This window comes from Pseudomonas sp. P65(2024), assembly GCF_057480955.1.
In genome coordinates this window covers 54119-71487 of record NZ_JBLIYX010000018.1, presented here as the reverse complement: position 1 = coordinate 71487, position 17369 = coordinate 54119, and the positions used below count along the sequence as shown (strand labels likewise).

The following is a 17369-nucleotide window of genomic DNA, read 5'->3' as shown; positions in this document are numbered from 1 at the left end:
CATCGCGGGGCAAGCCCACTCCCACGCCCACATTGCATATCTGGCGTGGGAGCGGGCTTGCCCCGCGATGACTGCATGACATTCCCTACCGAACTCCCAGCGCCCCACCCTGTCATCTCCTAGGCAGGCCATCCACCCCAACACGTCTAAGCTCTGTGGATCGCCCCCGCCCCCCGCTTCCAAGGAGGAAGAATCATGCTGCTGTTGTGGTTGCTGGTCCTGGTGCTTGGCGCCGCGTATCTACTGCACCGGCGCCTGGCGCCCCTGCAAATCCTCGCGGCCATCGCCGCGTACACCCTGCTGATGGGCATCTTCAGCACCGCGCCAGGCTGGCTGCTGGCGCTGATCTGGGTAGTGATCGCCGCCAAGGCGGCCTTCTTCGCCCTGCCGGAGCTGCGCCGTAAACTATTCACCGCGCCGATGTTCAACTGGTTCCAGCGTACCCTGCCGCCGATGTCGCAGACCGAGCGCGAAGCCATCGACGCCGGCACCGTGTGGTGGGACGGCCACCTGTTCAGCGGCCGCCCCGACTGGAACACCCTGCTCGACTACGACGCGCCCAGGCTCAGCGAGGAAGAGCAGGCCTTCATCGACGGCCCCACCGAGCAGCTGTGCGCCATGGTCAGCGACTGGCAGATCGGCCAGGACCTCGACCTGCCGCCGCAAGCCTGGGACTTCATCAAGCAGCACGGCTTCTTCGCCCTGATCATCCCCAAGGAGTACGGCGGCAAGGGCTTCTCGGCCTACGCCCACTCCCAGGTGGCGATGAAACTGGCCACCCGCAGCGGCGACCTGGCCTCCACGGTGATGGTGCCCAACTCCTTGGGCCCGGCCGAACTGCTGCTGCACTACGGCACTGACGAGCAGCGCAGCCACTACCTGCCGCGCCTGGCCCGTGGCGACGACATCCCCTGCTTCGCCCTCACCGGCCCCCTGGCCGGCTCCGACGCCGGGGCCATGCCCGACACCGGCGTCATCTGCAAAGGCCAGTGGCAGGGTGAAGACGTCATCGGCCTGCGTCTGAACTGGGAGAAGCGCTACATCACCCTTGGCCCGGTCGCCACCCTGCTGGGCCTGGCCTTCAAGGCCTACGACCCCGACCACCTGCTGGGCGAGCAGACCGAGCTGGGCATCAGCCTGGCGCTGATCCCCACCGACCTCCCCGGCGTGGAGATCGGCCGACGCCACCTGCCACTGGGGGCCGCGTTCATGAACGGCCCCAACAGCGGCAAGGACGTATTCGTGCCGCTGGATTGCCTGATCGGCGGCCAGGCCATGCTCGGCAAGGGCTGGATGATGCTGATGAACTGCCTGTCGGTGGGCCGCTCGATCTCCCTGCCGGCGGTCGGCACGGGCGCGGCCAAGTACACAAGCCTCGTCACCGGCCAGTACGCCCGGGTGCGCGAACAGTTCAACGTGCCGCTGGCCGCCTTCGAAGGCATCCAGGAATCCCTGGCGCGCATCGGCGGCAACGCCTGGCTGATGGACAGCGCCCGCCTGCTCACCGCCAAGGCTGTCGACCTCGGGGAAAAACCCTCGGTGCTGTCGGCGATCCTCAAGTACCACCTCACCGAGCGCGGTCGCGAGTGCATCCAGCACGCCATGGACGTGCACGGCGGCAAGGGCATCATTATGGGCCCGAACAACTACCTGGGCCGCAACTGGCAAGGCGCGCCGATCTTCATCACCGTCGAGGGGGCCAACATCCTGTCGCGCAACCTGATGATCTTCGGCCAGGGCGCGATCCGCTGCCACCCGTTCGTGCTCAGGGAAATGGCCCTGGCCGGGCGCGAGGACCACGACCAGGCGCTGAACGAGTTCGACGACCTGTTGCTGCAGCACATCCTGTTCGCCGCCGGCAACGCCGCCAGCACCCTGGTGCTGGGTTTGGGCCTGGGGCATTTCGAGAAGGTCCCGGGCGATGCCCTGAGCCAGGGCTACTTCCGCGCCCTCAACCGCCAGGCGGCGGCGTTCGCCTTGCTGGCCGACCTGTCGATGATGCTGCTGGGCGGCGCGCTCAAGCGCCGCGAACGCCTGAGCGCCCGGCTGGGCGATGTGCTCAGCTACCTGTACCTGTCCAGCGCCGCGCTCAAGCGCTACCACGACCTAGGCTCGCCCGAGTACCTGCGCCCGCTGCTGCGCTGGGCGCTGGAGGAAAGCCTGGGGCAGGCCGAGAACGCGCTGGACGCGCTGCTCGACAACTTCCCCAACCGCTTCCTGGGCTGCGCCCTGCGGGTGCTGGTGTTCCCGTTCGGCCGCCGGCATACCGGGCCCAGCGATGAGCTGGACGCCGAGGTGGCGGCGCTGATCGGCCGCCGCAAAGGCGACCCGGCGCTGGAAGAGCTGCTGGCGGGCTGCTTCAGGCCTCAGGCCGACGGCGACCCAGTGGCCGCGCTGCAGACAGCCTGCGACCTGCTGGACGATGCCGCTCCACTGCACAAGGCCCTGCATCAGGCGGTCAAGGAAGGCAAGGTGCAGGCGGCACCGGGGCAGTCGGTGATCGACGCCGCCATCGAAGCGGGCGTGTTGCAGGCGGAGGAAGGCCAGCGCCTGCATCAGGCCGAGCAGGCGCGGCGGGTGGTGATCGATGTGGATGCGTTTGACAAGGACGTGCTGCTGCCCGAGGCAGGCAAAGTGCGCTGAGCATTGGTCGACCGCATCGCGGGGCAAGTCGCATCGGCGCACCGCCGCTCCCACGCCAAATATGCGATTGGCGTGGGAGCGGCGGTGCGCCGATGCGACTTGCCCCGCGATGAGGCCAGCACAGGCAGCTACGCTGCCAGCCTATGCAAAACCGGCGTATACTCCGCCCCCCGTTTCAACCACCCCGAGGACCGCCGCCATGGCCAACCCCCACCTGGAATACCACCTGCAACTGCTCCACCACCTGCGCACCATCCTGGCCGCGCTGGGTGAAGCCGAACAGGTCCCGGAGGAAAGCCACGCCCTGTTCCTCGAGCGCTTCGACGAGCTGCTCACCCTGCTGCCGCAGGACCCGCTGCAAAGCCAGTACCTGGGCCAGGACCTGATCTGCCAGGTGATCCAGCGCTATCCCCAGATCGCCCATCTGGTACCGCGTGATCTGCTGTGGTTCTTTGGTGGGGATTGCTTGCATTTCATGCCGGATGACGAGCTGGAGCTTTACCAGACGCTGGAAGAGCGACGCTACGAGGCAGAGCAGAACGGCGAAGCGTTTGATTGGCACCAAGAAAAGCAACTGCTAGCCAAGCCTGCTAAGGGTGATATTCACTGATGTAGATGCATCCCGGCCCCATTTGGGCCGGGAACCCCAATCACCTGAGCGGGACAAGTGAATTCACTCCGCCAAATCACGATCTAGCAAATCAGGGGGAATCCTAGCCTTACCCCCGAAAAAATGATGCGCCGAAGAACATAAGAACTCTGCTTCCAGTCGAAGTCGTTCTACCTGAGAAGGGGGCTGCTGCCCTTTACTTTCTTCATAACGCCTCCACGCATCGACCGCCCGTTTACATATCTCCAGCTGGACTTCCAAATCCGTCTTTTCGATCGTCACGGTCATTGCTCCTTCCTTGTTCAAGGCAGAATGGAGTGGGATCAGGCGCGCCCAACATTCTCCCCCGACAGAGTAATAACTGATGGTATGAGTACGAACATCGGGCACGTAACGAGTAGCGCCATGCCGTTGTACGCCCTCAGACGACATTCGCCAACTAGCAAAATTGATAGGTGTGCTGAGCCAGCTCGCCCCAAAAACCAACCACGCGAGCAAAAAAAACGCCACTTCAAACGAAGTGGCGTTTTCAATGTGGAGCGGGAAACGAGACTCGAACTCGCGACCCCGACCTTGGCAAGGTCGTGCTCTACCAACTGAGCTATTCCCGCAGGGTGAAGCTTTACCGCATGTGGCCTGAAGCGCCTTGACGACCTTCAGCACCGGCACCGTCGGAACGATGCGTTAAAACTGGAGCGGGAAACGAGACTCGAACTCGCGACCCCGACCTTGGCAAGGTCGTGCTCTACCAACTGAGCTATTCCCGCAAATATGGCGTCCCCTAGGGGACTCGAACCCCTGTTACCGCCGTGAAAGGGCGGTGTCCTAGGCCACTAGACGAAGGGGACTAAGCCGACGCTTTTCAGCGCACCAGAACATGAACCTCACGATTCAGCCTGGATTTTCTTTTCCTGCCCTGCCGAAGCAGTGCCGGAGAAACTGGAGCGGGAAACGAGACTCGAACTCGCGACCCCGACCTTGGCAAGGTCGTGCTCTACCAACTGAGCTATTCCCGCAATATGGCGTCCCCTAGGGGACTCGAACCCCTGTTACCGCCGTGAAAGGGCGGTGTCCTAGGCCACTAGACGAAGGGGACACACTGCTCGCATTACCTATTAAAGTACTGCTTGCTTTCACTCCCTGCCGCGTTTCGCTGTGTGCTTTACGCTGCAAGTGGCGCGCATTCTATGGATGCCTTGAAAGGTCGTCAACCCCTTTGTAGAAATTTATTTAAATCAATGACTTCCCGTCGTCATGGGTGGTGGTGCAGGATGCGTCCGGGGATTGGCGTTGCTTTTCTGACGTTGGCTCGGCAAGCTCGTAGCGATGTGCCAGTACCTGTAGGTTTTGGATGATGGGCCGATACATATAAGCAAGGCTTGAGGACCTGATCGCAGGGCTAGCCCGCTCCCACGAATGCTTCATGGATTCAAGGGCGAGCAGGACTGTCCGCCAGGCTGCACTGTTCGCTTTCGGGCGGACTCACTACACTCTCGATAGATGCAAAACTTCTTCATGAGGCGTTAACGGTGACACCACTTCTGATCACCCTGCTTATCGTTGCGGGTATCGCGCTGCTGATCGTGATCGGCTACCTCAACAATGTGGTCGAGAACGGCAAGCTCGAGCGCGCACGGCTCAAGGTCGAGCTGGCCGACCGCCTGCGCCGTTGCGGCGAAATCACCGAGACCTTCCCCGGGCAATTCATGACGCCCGCGCTCAAACTGCTGCTGACCCGCCTCGAACTGAACCTCAACCAGCGCCAGCTGGCCCTGGACAAGCACAGTGGCGACCTCAAGGCACGCATCGCCGAGCTGGAAGGGCTGATCGCCCAAGGCGAGAGGATACCGGTCAGTAACCCACCCTCGCCCATCCAGACCGAGGTAAAGGCCAAGGACGTGCGCTTTTTGCTGGAACTGCTGCACAACCAGATCGTGCGTGCCACTCAGGAAGGTTTCCTGGCGACCAACGAAGGCAAGTATTGGGTCAAGGAAATCCGTCATATCCTCGTGCTGCTGCATATCGAGTTCTTCAACAACCTCGGCCAGCAGGCCCTGCAGCAGAACCAGCCAGGCCAGGCGCGCCTGGCCTTCGAGCGTGGCGTGCAGTACCTGCGCAAGCAGCCTGAGCCCAAGCAGTATGAAGAGCAGTTGACCTACCTTGAGAAACTGCTGAACCGGGCCAATGCCCAGGTGCTGGACCAGATGGAACCGGCGGAGAATGAACAGAACGCGCTGACCCAAGGGCTCAAGACCGACGAGGATGAGACCTGGAAGAAGAAGGTCATCTACGACTGACAGCGCTGGCTCTATCGCGGGGCAAGCCCGCTCCCACGACCCAAAAGAAAGGGGCCTTCGCAGGCCCCTTCTTCATTTCAGCAATCGGTCAACGCGAGGAACACCTCGACCAACCGCTCCAGCCCTGCCTGGTCGGCCTCGCTGAAGCGCGCCAGCTTCGGGCTGTCCAGGTCGAGCACGCCGATCAGCCTTCCGGCCTTGACCAACGGAATTACCAGTTCGCTGTTGGACGCGCTATCACAGGCGATATGCCCGGGAAACGCGTGCACGTCCTCGACCCGCTGGGTCGTGCGGGTGGCCGCCGCGGCGCCGCATACGCCCCGACCGAACGGGATGCGCACGCACGCCACCTGACCCTGGAACGGGCCGAGCACCAGCACTTCGTTGCGGTTGATATAGAAGCCCGCCCAGTTCAGGTCCTCTACCTGGTTGTAGAGAAACGCCGAGAACTGCGCGGCGTTGGCGATGAAGTCGCGCTCGTCGGCGAACAGCGCCTGCACTTGCGCGGCCAGCAAGTCGTAGCCGTCGAGGCCTTGGCCACTGGCGTTGAGGTCGATCATTTATTTCTGCTCCAGCAATTGCAGCCCGACCCAGTAGCGGGCGAACTGATAGGCACAACGGCCATTACGGTTACCGCGGCCGGTGGCCCAGCGCACGGCGAGGATGTCGAGCGCTTCGCTGCGCTGCCACTGCAGCCCGGCCGGGCGCGCCAGCTGGCCGATCCAGTGCTCGACCACGTTGAGGAAGTGCTCCTGGCTGAACGGGTAGAACGACAGCCACAGGCCGAAGCGGTCGGACAGGGCGATCTTGTCCTCCACCGCTTCGTTGGGGTGCAGCTCGCCGTCGACCATCTTCCAGTTCTCGTTGTCGCTCTGTTTCTCCGGCACCAGGTGGCGGCGGTTGGAGGTGGCGTATAGCAGCACGTTGTCCGGGGCCTGTTCCAGCGAGCCGTCGAGCACGCTCTTGAGCACCCGGTAATCGCCCTCCCCGGCTTCGAACGACAGGTCGTCGCAGAACAGGATGAAGCGTTGTTCACGTTTTTGCAGTTGCTCGACCACCCGTGGCAGGTCGGCCAGGTGGTCGCGCTCGATTTCAATCAGGCGCAGGCCCTGGCCCGCATGCTCGGCCAACAGCGCCCGCACCAGCGACGACTTGCCGGTGCCGCGCGAGCCCCACAGCAGGGCGTGGTTGGCCGGCATGCCGTTGATGAACTGGTGGGTATTGCGGCCCAGCTGTTCGCGCTGCTGGTCGACACCGATCAGGTCGGACAGGCGGATGTCGAGGCTGACCTCCAGTGGCATCAGGTAGCCGCTGCGGCCGTCGCGTTGCCAGCGGGCCGCCAGGGTACGGGTCCAGTCGATGTCCGGGCGTGGGGCCGGCAGCAGGGGTTCGAGGCGGGCGAGGACGGATTCTGCGCGGTCGAGAAAAGCATTGAGACGGGCGTCCATGACGACTCCTATTGATTTCAGTTTTTTGGGGGCGCAGCGGCCCTTAATCGACGATCAACTGAAATGAACAGACAGACCCGCCAGCAGCCAGGGCTGATCGGCTATGCTTGCGCAGCGCACGGAGCAAGTAACCGGCTTGGGACCCATGGATATCAAGTTCACCAATCGCCTGTCATACAAGCAAGCCCGGTTGACAGTCCTGGTCGGCTTCATCCTGGGAACATTGCTCAGTCTCATCCAGATCGGCATCGATTATGCCAGCGAAGACGCGTCCATCAACCGTGAAATTCAGGCACTGCTGAAGATCAGCCACGACACGGCCTCGCGCATCGCCTACAACATCGACACGGAACTGGCCCAGGAGCTGACCGGCGGCCTGCTGAAATCGCCGGCGCTGATCCGCGCGCGGCTGATCGACAACAACGACACGGTGCTGGCCGATGTGCAGCGCCCCAGCATGGAAAGCCGCTACCGGGCGCTGTCGGACTTCCTGTTCGGCGAGCAGCGCCAGTTCCAGGACCGGCTGTTCCTCGCCCATATGCCCGATGAATACCTGGGCACCCTTTACCTGGATGTCGACACCTACACCTTCGGCGCACGCTTCCTCGACCGCGCCGGGGTCACCCTGGTCAACGGTTTCGCCCGCAGCCTGGTGCTTACCGGCATCCTCCTGGGGCTGTTCTACCTGATGCTGACCAAGCCACTGGTGACGGTGATCGGCGCGCTCAGCGGCAACGATGCGCGCACGCCCAGGCAGAACCGGGTGGACTGCCCCAAGGGCCACGAGAACGACGAGATCGGCGTGCTGGTGCGGGTCGCCAACCAGCAGTTCGTCAGCATGGCCACCGAGATCCAGCAGCGGCGCACCGCCGAGAACCGCCTGACCCAGTACCTCAACGAGCTGGAAGACATCGTCTCGGCACGCACCAACGAGCTCAAGGCCAGCAACAGCCGCCTGAGCCTGTCCAACCAGGAGCTGGACGAGGCGCGCCAGCGCGCCCTGGACATGGCCCAGGCGCGCGCCGCCTTCCTGGCCAACATGAGCCACGAGATCCGCACCCCGCTCAACGGCATGCTGGGCATGATCGCCCTGGCCCTGGACAGCGGCCTGGCGCCCGAGCAGCGCCAGCAGCTGTCGATCGCCCACGACTCGGGCAAGGTGCTGGTGGAGTTGCTCAACGATATCCTCGACCTGTCCAAGTTCGATGCCGGCCAGCTGGAACTGGAGCGCATTCCGTTCGACCTCGGCGCGATGGTCGAAGACACCGCCAACCTGCTGTCGCAAAATGCCGCGCCCAGTGTCGAGCTGACCTGCCTGGTCGCCCCGGACTTCCCAAGCACGGTGCTGGGTGACCCGACCCGGGTGCGGCAGATCGTCAGCAACCTGTTGTCCAACGCCCTCAAGTTCACCCGTTTCGGCCGCGTCGACGTGCGCCTGAGCAGCATCGTCGGCGGCGTCCGCCTGGAGGTGAGCGACACCGGCATCGGCATCCCCGAGGAGGCCCAGGCGCGGATCTTCCAGCCGTTCACCCAGGCCGGCGCCGGCATCACCCGCCAGTATGGCGGCACCGGCCTGGGCCTGGCCCTGACCCGCAACCTGTGCCAGGCCATGCAGGGGCATCTGCATATCCATTCCGAAACCGGCTTCGGCAGCCGCTTCAGCGCCGACCTGCCGCTACCGGCGCACACCGCGGCGATCCCGCCGGCGCCGCTGAGCGGGCGGGTGGTGGCCCTGGGCAACCCCGGCAGCGGCCTGGCCGAGCTGCTGCAGGGGCTGCTGCCACGCTGGGGGCTGGAATACGCGCGCCACGAGAACGCCAGCGAACTGACCGGCACGGCCGTCGACCTGCTGATCACCGACGATCTGGACCACGTGCTCGACCTGCGCCCGGCCATCGAGGCGCCAATCCTGCTGGTGACCGCCTACGGCAATTTCCTGCCCGCCGAGCAGGCCGAGCAGCTGGCGCCCCTGCAACAACTGGCCCGCCCCCTGGCGCGCAACGCTCTGTACCAGACCCTGCGCCGCACCTTGCAGGGCGAGCCCAACGCGCCCCTGCCCCACGAGGTGCCGGCCTCGCGCGAGCTAAGGGCGCGTATCCTGCTGGTGGAGGACAACCCGGTGAACCAGCTGGTGGCCAAGGGCATGCTGGGCAAGCTCGGCTGCCAGGTGCAGGTGGCCGCCCACGGCCAGGAGGCCCTGGACAGCCTGGAGCAAGGCAGCTTCGACCTGGTGCTGATGGACTGCAACATGCCGGTGATGGATGGCTACGAGGCCAGCCGGCGCATCCGCCAGAGCAGCCGCTGGCCAGAGCTGCCGATCGTCGCGCTGACCGCCAACGCCATGCCCGAGGAGCGCGAGCGCTGCCGCGCCGCGGGCATGAACGACTACCTGGCCAAGCCGTTTCGCCGCGAGGAACTGCTGGCGCTGATCGAGCACTGGGTGCCGATCAGCGGTTGAGCAGCGGCTCGATCGCCGACTTCAGCGCCTCGGGCTTGGTGGTCGGGGCAAAGCGGCTGACCTTGCCGGTGCGCGGATCGACCAGGAACTTGGTGAAGTTCCACTTGATCTTCTGCGTGCCCAGCACGCCCGGCGCGCGGCGCTTGAGCTCGGCGAACAGCGGGTGGGTACCGGGGCCGTTGACCTCGATCTTGCGAAACAGCGGGAAACTCACGCCGAAGTTGAGCTCGCAGAACTGCGCGATCTCGCGGGCATCGCCCGGTTCCTGCTTGCCGAACTGGTTGCAGGGAAAGCCCAGCACCACCAGGCCCTGGTCGCGGTAGTCCTGCCACAGGCGTTCGAGGCCCTTGTACTGCGGGGTGAAACCGCACTGGCTGGCGGTGTTGACCACCAGCAGCGCCTTGCCGGCGAAGTCGCCCAGCACTTTCTGTTCGCCACCGAGGGTGACGCAGGGGATGTCCAGCAGCGCATCGGCCATGTTCGCTCTCCGTCAATCGCGTGGCTTGAGGTCCAGGCACACCGAGTTGATGCAGTAGCGTAGCCCGGTCGGCGGCGGGCCGTCGGGAAATACATGGCCCAGGTGGGCGTCGCACCGGGCGCAGGTGACTTCGGTGCGGATCATGCCGTGGGAGGTGTCGCGGATCTCGATCATCGCGGCCTCCTGAATCGGCTCGTAAAAGCTCGGCCAGCCGCAGCCGGAATCGAACTTGGCCTTGGCGTCGAACAGCGGCAGGTCACAGCAGATGCAGTGGTAGATGCCGTCGCCGCGCTCGCTGTTGTACTTGCCGCTGAACGGACGCTCGGTGCCCTTGAGCCGGCACACCTGGTACTGGGCCGGATCGAGCATGGCGCGCCATTCGTCCAGGGTTTTGTCGATCTTTTGCATGATGGAACCTCGGCAGGCTGATTTTCACCTCGCACCGGCTTTTCCCTGGCGCGGGTGGCACGTATATTAGTTGGCTTCGTGTGCAAGGCAGCCAGTCTGGCACCCGCTTCCCGCCCTTTCAAACCTTTCGAGCAAGGGCGGCGCGTATTCTCACTCGGGATCTCATCATGCAGTTCAGCAAATCGAACAAGCTCGCCAATGTCTGCTACGACATTCGCGGCCCAGTGCTCAAGCACGCCAAACGCCTGGAAGAGGAAGGCCATCGCATCCTCAAGCTGAACATCGGCAACCCGGCGCCGTTTGGTTTCGAGGCGCCGGACGAGATCCTCCAGGACGTCATCCGCAACCTGCCCACCGCCCAGGGCTACAGCGACTCCAAGGGCCTGTTCAGCGCGCGCAAGGCGGTGATGCAGTATTGCCAGCAGAAGGAAATCGAAGGCGTCACCATCGAGGACATCTACCTGGGCAACGGTGTGTCCGAACTGATCGTGATGTCGATGCAGGCGCTGCTCAACAATGGCGACGAGGTGCTGATCCCGGCGCCTGACTACCCGCTGTGGACCGCCGCGGTGAGCCTGGCCGGCGGCAAACCGGTGCACTACCTGTGCGACGAGCAGGCCGACTGGTTCCCGGACCTGGACGACATCAAGGCCAAGATCACCCCGAACACCAAGGCCCTGGTGATCATCAATCCGAACAACCCGACGGGCGCGGTGTACTCCAGGGAGCTGCTGCTGGGCATGCTGGAGCTGGCGCGCCAGCACAACCTGGTGGTGTTCTCCGACGAGATCTACGACAAGATCCTCTATGACGAGGCCGTGCACATCAGCACCGCGTCGCTGGCTCCGGACCTGCTGTGCCTGACCTTCAACGGCTTGTCCAAGTCGTACCGGGTGGCGGGCTTCCGCTCCGGCTGGCTGATCATCTCCGGGCCCAAGCATCACGCCCAGAGCTACATCGAAGGCATCGACATGCTGGCCAACATGCGCCTGTGCGCCAACGTGCCGGCCCAGCACGCGATCCAGACCGCCCTGGGCGGCTACCAGAGCATCAACGACCTGGTGCTGCCACCGGGCCGCTTGCTCGAGCAGCGCAACCGCACCTACGAGCTGCTCAATGCCATCCCCGGGGTAAGCTGCGTCAAGCCGATGGGCGCGCTGTACGCGTTCCCGAAGATCGACCCGAAGGTCTGCCCGATCTTCAACGACGAGAAGTTCGTGCTTGACCTGCTGCTGTCGGAAAAGCTGCTGATCGTCCAGGGCACGGCGTTCAACTGGCCGTGGCCGGACCACTTCCGCGTGGTGACGCTGCCACGGGTGGATGACCTGGAACAGGCCATTGGCCGGATCGGTAACTTCCTGCGGACCTATTCGCAGTAACACGGCCCCGAGGTAGGAGCGAGCCTTGCCGAGGCGTCGGACCGGCCGCTCCTACCCCCTTACATCCTGCAACGCTCTATCCCACAGCCCTCTCGGCATCCTCTGCCATACTCCTCGCGTACACAGTTTGAAATAGTCGCCCGGTTGAATAGCCGCGCCCTCCCCCTTATATACCCCGCAGTACGCAACGAACTTATCCGTCAGGAGAACGTAACAACCATGATGCGCATTCTGTTGTTTGTAGCCACCAACCTCGCGGTGGTGCTGGTTGCAAGCATTACCCTGAGCCTGTTCGGCTTCAACGGGTTCATGGCGGCCAACGGGGTTGACCTCAACCTCGGCCAGCTGCTGGTCTTCTGCGCCGTGTTCGGTTTCGCTGGCTCGCTCGTCTCGCTGTTCATCTCCAAGTGGATGGCAAAGATGACCACCGGCACCCAGATCATCACCCAGCCCCGCACCCGCCACGAACAATGGCTGCTGCAGACCGTCGAGGAGCTGTCCCGCGAGGCCGGCATCAAGATGCCCGAGGTGGGTATCTTCCCGGCCTACGAGGCCAACGCCTTCGCCACCGGCTGGAACCGCAACGACGCGCTGGTCGCCGTTTCCCAGGGCCTGCTGGAGCGCTTCTCGCCCGATGAGGTGCGCGCGGTGCTGGCCCACGAGATCGGCCACGTGGCCAACGGCGACATGGTCACCATGGCGCTGGTGCAGGGCGTGGTGAACACCTTCGTGATGTTCTTCGCCCGCATCATCGGCAACTTCGTCGACCGGGTGATCTTCAAGAACGAAGAAGGCCACGGCATCGCCTACTTCATCGCGACCATCGTCGCCGAGCTGGTACTGGGCATCCTCGCCAGCATCATCGTCATGTGGTACTCGCGTCGCCGCGAGTTCCGCGCCGACGAAGCCGGCGCCCACCTGGCCGGCACCGGTGCGATGATCGGCGCGCTGCAGCGCCTGCGCTCTGAACAGGGTCTGCCGGTGCACATGCCCGACACCCTGAAGGCCTTCGGCATCAATGGCGGCCTCAAGCATGGCCTGGCCGGCCTGCTGATGAGCCACCCGCCGCTGGAAGACCGTATCGACGCCCTGCGCCGTCGCGGTTGATCCAGGCAGCAACAAGAAAGGGCGACTTCGGTCGCCCTTTCTATTTGCTATTTGCCATGTCGCCCTCCCCTGTGGGAGCGCCAGCTCAGCGTCTTAGCCGATAAACACGCTCCAGCAGGCTCGTCACACCGGCCTTCAAAAACTTCGGACTCTCGTCGAGAATCTCCCGCGCCTCGACCTCATCGACCCGCCACCCGACAAAACCTGCCCGCACTTCGGCGTCCGGCACCGAGAACGGCGGTCCGTCGATCAATGCCTGGTCGTACTCCAGGGTCACCAGCAGCCCCCGACAGGCCGCCGGCAACCGCTCTCCCAGCAACGCCATGTACCGCTCGCGCATCGCCACCGGCAAGGCGATCAGCGCCGCCCGGTCATACACCCCCGCGCAATCCGCCAGATCCTCGGCACGCAGGGCGAACACATCCCCGCACCACAGCTCCACCTCGTCGCTGCGCCACACCTCGAAGGCACCGTGCCGGGAAATTTGCGCCACCAAGCCATGCTCGGTGAAGAAGTCCGCCACCGCCCTGCGCGAAAGCTCCACCCCCAGCACCCGATAACCTTGGGCGGCCAGCCAGAGCAGGTCCAGGCTCTTGCCGCACAGCGGCACCAGCACCCGCGACCCCGGGGCCAACCCCAAGGTCGGCCAGTGCGCCTGCAGATATGGATTCACCCGCGGTTGGTGAAAGCCAATCTGGTTGTCCGCCCACCGCTTGTGCCAGAACGCTGGCTCCATGATCCCTCCCGGTTTTTCGATAAAAGGCTGTGAAAACTTATATTGGATCTTGATCGAAGGCTGATCGAAGATGGCTGCATCTTACCTGCCAGGACCCCGCCATGCTGCCCAGCCTGTTCATCTCCCACGGATCGCCCATGCTCGCCCTGCAACCCGGCGCCAGCGGCCCGGCCCTGGCCACGCTGGCCCGCACCTTGCCCCGCCCGAAAGCGATCGTGGTGGTGTCGGCGCACTGGGAGACCCGCGAACTGCTGGTGATGGGCAACCCGCAGCCGCAGACCTGGCATGACTTCCATGGTTTTCCGCCGGCGCTGTATGCGGTGCAGTACCCGGCACCCGGCGAACCGGCACTGGCCAGGCGGTTGTCCGAACTTCTGGGGGCCCGACTGGATGAGCAGCGGCCCTTCGACCATGGTGCCTGGGTGCCGCTTTCACTGATGTATCCCGAGGCGGATATTCCAGTGGTTCAGGTGTCGCTACCCAGCCAGGCCGGTCCTGATCTGCAACTGAAGGTTGGCCGGGCGCTGTCGGCACTGCGCGAGGAAGGCATCCTGCTGATCGGCTCGGGCAGTATCACCCATAACCTGGGCGAGCTTGACTGGCACGCCGGGCCGGATGCGGTCGAGCCCTGGGCGCTAGCGTTTCGTGACTGGGTGGTGGATCGGTTGAGTGCCGGGGATGAGACGGGGCTTGTGGATTATCGGCGGCAGGCGCCGTTTGCGGTGCGCAACCATCCCAGTGATGAACACCTTTTGCCGTTGTTCTTTGCCATGGGGGCTGGCGGGCGATTTGGCATCGTGCACCAGGGGTTTACGCTGGGGGCGCTGGGGATGGATATCTATTGGTTCGACTGATGTGCGCCAGGGGGGCGCGAGGCGGCCCCTACAGGGATCGGGGTCAGCTGATCGCCAGGCAAAAAAAATCCCCGGCCAGAAGGCCGGGGATTTTTTATTGCAGCGTCAAGATCAATCTTCGCGGTAGCGACGCAGCTTCAATTGCTTACCGGCAACGCGGGTGTCCTTGAGCTTGGTCAGCAGGCGCTCGAGGCCGTCTTCCGGCAGCTCGATCAGACTGAAGCTGTCACGCACCTGGATGCGACCGATGGCGTCACGCGCCAGGCCACCCTCGTTGAGGATCGCGCCCAGCAGGTTCTTGGCGGCGATGCCGTCACGGGCACCCAAGGCGGTACGGCAACGCACGCGGCCTTCGGCCAGCGGCATCGGCGCGCGGCGCTCGCGGTCACCACGGTCCGGACGCTCGCCGCGCTCGGTGCGCTCACCACGCTCACGCGGGGTGTAGGTCGGCACCAGCGGCTGCTCGCGCTCCACCGAAGCCAGGTCCAGCGCCTGGCCGTTGGTGGCCTTGCGCAGCAGCGCCGCGGCCAGGGCACGCGGGGTGCAGCCCAGGTCGGCGGTCAGGCGGTCGAACAATTCGCCGTGGCTGGCCTCGGACTCGGCCACCAGCGGCGCCAGGCTCTTGGTCAGCTTCTTGATGCGCGCATCCAGCACGGCTTGCGGGTTAGGCAGGCGGGCTTCGGCGACTTTCTGACCGGTGACACGCTCGATCACCTGCAGCATGCGGCGCTCACGCGGGGTAACCAGCAGCAGCGCACGGCCATCGCGACCGGCACGGCCGGTACGGCCGATACGGTGCACGTAGGACTCCGGATCGTACGGCATGTCGACGTTGAACACGTGGGTGATACGCGGTACGTCCAGGCCACGGGCAGCGACGTCGGTGGCGACGACGATGTCCAGGCGGCCATCCTTGAGCGAGTCGATCACGCGCTCACGCTGGTTCTGGGCGATGTCGCCGTTCAGCGCGGCAGCCTTGTAGCCTTTGGCTTCCAGGGCGGCGGCCAAGTCCAGGGTAGCCTGCTTGGTGCGCACGAAGGCGATCAGCGCATCGAACTCTTCCACTTCCAGCAGGCGCAGCACGGCCGGGATCTTCTGGTCGGCGTGGACCATCAGGTGGGCCTGCTCGATCGCGGTCACGGTCTGGGTCTTGCTCTGGATCTTGACGTGCTTCGGCTCGCGCAGGTGGCGCTCGGCGATGGCACGGATCGAGGCCGGCAGGGTGGCGGAGAACAGCACGGTCTGGCGGGTGGCAGGGATGGCATCGAAGATCACTTCGAGGTCATCCATGAAGCCCAGCTTGAGCATTTCGTCGGCTTCGTCGAGCACCAGGTACTGGACGGTGGACAGGACTTTCTCGTCGCGGCGCAGGTGGTCGCACAGGCGGCCCGGGGTGGCGACGACGATCTGTGCGCCATTGCGAATGGCACGCAGCTGTGGGCCCATCGGGGCACCACCGTACACGGCCACCACGTTAACGCCCGGCATCTGCTTGGCGTAGGTTTCGAAAGCGGTGGCTACTTGCAGCGCCAACTCACGGGTTGGCGCCAGGATCAGGGCTTGCGGTTCGCGCTTGCTCACGTCGATCTTGTTGAGGATCGGCAGGGCGAAGGCAGCGGTCTTGCCGGTGCCAGTCTGCGCCTGGCCGATCATGTCGTGACCGGCGAGGATGATCGGGATCGACTGTTGCTGGATGGCCGACGGCTCTTCATAGCCGGTGGCCAGGACGGCAGCAACGATGTTCGGATTGAGTTCGAGAGCGGCGAATCCGCCGGTTTCCTGGGTCATGGGTCTGCCTCTAGGTGCATCCGCAAAGACCCATGCTCCAAAGCTGCACATGCCTTGAAAGACCAAACGGTCACCCAGGCAGCTTTGGCGGCGGGGATTTGCGAAAACGATTGAAATAGGAACGTCTTGGGGAGGTCCGCCTAGCGGACGCGCAGCCGAAGCTGGATTCGGAGGATTTGCACCACCTGATTTTGAGGTCCGCTAAAAGACCGGCGCGTACTATACCCGAAATAGCCGTGAGTTGTGAGAAATATTTCGAAGATCCAGACTCACATTGGATCCAGGCTGAATCGTTTCCCTGCAGACGCGTACATCCGGATCAGGTCGCCGGACGGATGGCCTTGATCAGGTACTCCAGCGAATAGCCCAAACGTGGCGCCAGCGCGGCGGCCCGCGCCCGCACGGCATCGATGTCCAGCGTCTGCTCAAGGTCCGCCGGCACCAGCAGGATCACGTTGCCCTCCTTCACCGGCAGCTCCCAGTAATGCCGGTGATACAACCCACGCAACAAGGCCGCGCCCAACGGCTTGCCGTCGTCCCCGGCCCACTGGTTGATCACCAGCCAGCCATCGGGGTTGAGCTGCTTCTGGCAGTTCTCAAGGAAACCCCAGGCCAGATGGCCGACGCCGGGGCCATAGTCGGTATACAGGTCGACAAACAGCAGGTCGGCCTTCTCCGCGCTGGACAGCAGTTCGAGGGCGTCGCCCACCCGCACATACAGCCTCGGGTCGTCGTCCAGGCCCATGTACTCCATGGCCAGACGCGGCACATCAGGGCGCAGCTCGATGGCCTCGACATCCTCCAGCGGCAGGAACTTCAGGCACGCCTGGGTCAGGGTGCCGGCGCCAAGGCCGAGGAACAGCGCGCTCTCCGGCTGCCCGTGGCACAGCGCGCCGACCAGCATGGCGCGGGTGTAGTCGTACTCCAGCCAGCTGGGGTCGGCGGTGAAGGTGCAGCTCTGCTCGATGGCGTCGCCGAACTCGAGGAAGCGATAGTCATCCACCTCGTAGACGCTGATGACGCCAAAGGCGTCCTCGACCCGTGCCAGCAGCCGCTCTTCCCGCTCCGTCGCCATCCCTACCACCTGCCCGCGCAAAAGGCCCATTGTCCGCCAATGCCGGTGGTGCAACAAGCACACCCGGGCGTACCATGACCGGCAGGCC

15 protein-coding genes and 5 tRNA genes are annotated in these 17369 nt (G+C 64.3%); 7 read left to right on the top strand and 13 right to left on the bottom strand.

The annotated features are described in order from the left end of the window. Window positions 1–195 precede the first annotated feature (195 nt). Both AC25MA_RS21265 and AC25MA_RS21260 read left to right on the top strand, forming a co-directional pair. Entirely contained in the window at window positions 196–2643 is a 2448-nt protein-coding gene (locus AC25MA_RS21265; protein WP_028690970.1) for an acyl-CoA dehydrogenase, read from the top strand. A gap of 199 nt (window positions 2644–2842) precedes the next feature. Beyond that, the gene (locus tag AC25MA_RS21260; RefSeq protein WP_263157002.1) at window positions 2843–3253 is read left to right on the top strand and encodes a PA2817 family protein; all 411 of its coding nucleotides are present in this window, start codon (window positions 2843–2845) and stop codon (window positions 3251–3253) included. A 63-nt stretch (window positions 3254–3316) separates the two neighbouring features. On the opposite strand, the gene AC25MA_RS21255 is transcribed toward AC25MA_RS21260, so the two are convergent. From AC25MA_RS21255 to AC25MA_RS21230, 6 genes are all read right to left on the bottom strand, one after another. Further along, window positions 3317–3541 carry a hypothetical protein gene (locus AC25MA_RS21255; RefSeq protein ID WP_028690968.1) on the bottom strand — a complete coding sequence of 75 codons (225 nt, stop codon included), beginning with the start codon at window positions 3539–3541 and terminating at the stop codon, window positions 3317–3319. Window positions 3542–3788: 247 nt separating this feature from the next. Then, window positions 3789–3864, bottom strand: a tRNA-Gly gene (locus AC25MA_RS21250). Between the two features lie 80 nt (window positions 3865–3944). After that, a tRNA-Gly gene (locus tag AC25MA_RS21245) sits at window positions 3945–4020 on the bottom strand. A gap of 5 nt (window positions 4021–4025) precedes the next feature. Then, a tRNA-Glu gene (locus AC25MA_RS21240) sits at window positions 4026–4101 on the bottom strand. A 92-nt stretch (window positions 4102–4193) separates the two neighbouring features. Further along, window positions 4194–4269 (bottom strand) — tRNA-Gly (locus tag AC25MA_RS21235). A 4-nt stretch (window positions 4270–4273) separates the two neighbouring features. Then, window positions 4274–4349 (bottom strand) — tRNA-Glu (locus AC25MA_RS21230). 433 nt (window positions 4350–4782) lie between these two features. On the opposite strand from AC25MA_RS21230, the gene AC25MA_RS21225 reads away from it, so the two are divergent. After that, a complete protein-coding gene (locus AC25MA_RS21225) occupies window positions 4783–5550 on the top strand; it encodes a hypothetical protein (RefSeq protein ID WP_028691717.1) in 768 nt (255 codons plus the stop codon). 77 nt (window positions 5551–5627) lie between these two features. Here the strand turns inward: AC25MA_RS21225 and AC25MA_RS21220 are convergent, their stop codons facing one another. Further along, a complete protein-coding gene (locus tag AC25MA_RS21220) occupies window positions 5628–6110 on the bottom strand; it encodes a GAF domain-containing protein (RefSeq protein ID WP_486972364.1) in 483 nt (160 codons plus the stop codon). Next, window positions 6111–6998, bottom strand: a complete 888-nt coding sequence (locus AC25MA_RS21215) for an ATP-binding protein (RefSeq protein ID WP_028691719.1) — start codon at window positions 6996–6998, stop codon at window positions 6111–6113. A 103-nt stretch (window positions 6999–7101) separates the two neighbouring features. Here AC25MA_RS21215 and AC25MA_RS21210 point away from each other — a divergent pair, with 103 nt between their 5' ends. After that, window positions 7102–9456 carry a response regulator gene (locus AC25MA_RS21210; RefSeq protein WP_028691720.1) on the top strand — a complete coding sequence of 785 codons (2355 nt, stop codon included), beginning with the start codon at window positions 7102–7104 and terminating at the stop codon, window positions 9454–9456. On the opposite strand, the gene AC25MA_RS21205 is transcribed toward AC25MA_RS21210, so the two are convergent. Together AC25MA_RS21205 and msrB are read right to left on the bottom strand one after the other, a co-directional pair. Beyond that, complete coding sequence (locus tag AC25MA_RS21205) at window positions 9446–9934, bottom strand: glutathione peroxidase (RefSeq protein WP_028691721.1); 489 nt, start codon at window positions 9932–9934, stop codon at window positions 9446–9448. The two genes, AC25MA_RS21210 and AC25MA_RS21205, sit on opposite strands and share 11 nt — an antisense overlap. Window positions 9935–9946: 12 nt before the next feature. Then, on the bottom strand, window positions 9947–10342 hold the full coding sequence (gene msrB, locus AC25MA_RS21200) for a peptide-methionine (R)-S-oxide reductase MsrB (protein WP_028691722.1): 396 nt from the start codon (window positions 10340–10342) through the stop codon (window positions 9947–9949). A 167-nt stretch (window positions 10343–10509) separates the two neighbouring features. On the opposite strand from msrB, the gene AC25MA_RS21195 reads away from it, so the two are divergent. Together AC25MA_RS21195 and htpX are read left to right on the top strand one after the other, a co-directional pair. Then, window positions 10510–11721, top strand: coding sequence for a pyridoxal phosphate-dependent aminotransferase (locus AC25MA_RS21195; RefSeq protein ID WP_028691723.1), 1212 nt, complete (start codon window positions 10510–10512; stop codon window positions 11719–11721). A gap of 219 nt (window positions 11722–11940) precedes the next feature. Further along, window positions 11941–12828, top strand: a complete 888-nt coding sequence (gene htpX / locus AC25MA_RS21190) for a protease HtpX (protein ID WP_028691724.1) — start codon at window positions 11941–11943, stop codon at window positions 12826–12828. Window positions 12829–12913: 85 nt separating this feature from the next. On the opposite strand, the gene AC25MA_RS21185 is transcribed toward htpX, so the two are convergent. Continuing rightward, the gene (locus AC25MA_RS21185) at window positions 12914–13564 is read right to left on the bottom strand and encodes a thiopurine S-methyltransferase (RefSeq protein WP_028691725.1); all 651 of its coding nucleotides are present in this window, start codon (window positions 13562–13564) and stop codon (window positions 12914–12916) included. 101 nt (window positions 13565–13665) lie between these two features. Here AC25MA_RS21185 and AC25MA_RS21180 point away from each other — a divergent pair, with 101 nt between their 5' ends. Further along, the gene (locus tag AC25MA_RS21180; RefSeq protein WP_213884080.1) at window positions 13666–14418 is read left to right on the top strand and encodes a DODA-type extradiol aromatic ring-opening family dioxygenase; all 753 of its coding nucleotides are present in this window, start codon (window positions 13666–13668) and stop codon (window positions 14416–14418) included. Between the two features lie 111 nt (window positions 14419–14529). On the opposite strand, the gene AC25MA_RS21175 is transcribed toward AC25MA_RS21180, so the two are convergent. After that, window positions 14530–16206: a DEAD/DEAH box helicase gene (locus AC25MA_RS21175; protein ID WP_028691727.1), complete on the bottom strand. Its 1677-nt coding sequence runs from the start codon at window positions 16204–16206 to the stop codon at window positions 14530–14532. A 319-nt stretch (window positions 16207–16525) separates the two neighbouring features. Further along, window positions 16526–17281, bottom strand: coding sequence for a spermidine synthase (locus AC25MA_RS21170; protein WP_028691728.1), 756 nt, complete (start codon window positions 17279–17281; stop codon window positions 16526–16528). Between the last annotated feature and the right edge of the window lie 88 nt (window positions 17282–17369).

What these genes read in the sequence shown, in the direction of transcription:
- AC25MA_RS21265 (WP_028690970.1), top strand. Translation starts at nt 196, where the DNA reads ATGCTGCTGTTGTGGTTGCTGGTCCTGGTGCTTGGCGCCGCGTATCTA.
- AC25MA_RS21260 (WP_263157002.1), top strand. Translation starts at nt 2,843, where the DNA reads ATGGCCAACCCCCACCTGGAATACCACCTGCAACTGCTCCACCACCTG.
- AC25MA_RS21255 (WP_028690968.1), bottom strand. Translation starts at nt 3,541, where the DNA reads ATGACCGTGACGATCGAAAAGACGGATTTGGAAGTCCAGCTGGAGATA.
- AC25MA_RS21220 (WP_486972364.1), bottom strand. Translation starts at nt 6,110, where the DNA reads ATGATCGACCTCAACGCCAGTGGCCAAGGCCTCGACGGCTACGACTTG.
- AC25MA_RS21215 (WP_028691719.1), bottom strand. Translation starts at nt 6,998, where the DNA reads ATGGACGCCCGTCTCAATGCTTTTCTCGACCGCGCAGAATCCGTCCTC.
- AC25MA_RS21210 (WP_028691720.1), top strand. Translation starts at nt 7,102, where the DNA reads ATGCTTGCGCAGCGCACGGAGCAAGTAACCGGCTTGGGACCCATGGAT.
- AC25MA_RS21205 (WP_028691721.1), bottom strand. Translation starts at nt 9,934, where the DNA reads ATGGCCGATGCGCTGCTGGACATCCCCTGCGTCACCCTCGGTGGCGAA.
- msrB (WP_028691722.1), bottom strand. Translation starts at nt 10,342, where the DNA reads ATGCAAAAGATCGACAAAACCCTGGACGAATGGCGCGCCATGCTCGAT.
- AC25MA_RS21195 (WP_028691723.1), top strand. Translation starts at nt 10,510, where the DNA reads ATGCAGTTCAGCAAATCGAACAAGCTCGCCAATGTCTGCTACGACATT.
- htpX (WP_028691724.1), top strand. Translation starts at nt 11,941, where the DNA reads ATGATGCGCATTCTGTTGTTTGTAGCCACCAACCTCGCGGTGGTGCTG.
- AC25MA_RS21185 (WP_028691725.1), bottom strand. Translation starts at nt 13,564, where the DNA reads ATGGAGCCAGCGTTCTGGCACAAGCGGTGGGCGGACAACCAGATTGGC.
- AC25MA_RS21180 (WP_213884080.1), top strand. Translation starts at nt 13,666, where the DNA reads ATGCTGCCCAGCCTGTTCATCTCCCACGGATCGCCCATGCTCGCCCTG.
- AC25MA_RS21175 (WP_028691727.1), bottom strand. Translation starts at nt 16,206, where the DNA reads ATGACCCAGGAAACCGGCGGATTCGCCGCTCTCGAACTCAATCCGAAC.
- AC25MA_RS21170 (WP_028691728.1), bottom strand. Translation starts at nt 17,281, where the DNA reads ATGGCGACGGAGCGGGAAGAGCGGCTGCTGGCACGGGTCGAGGACGCC.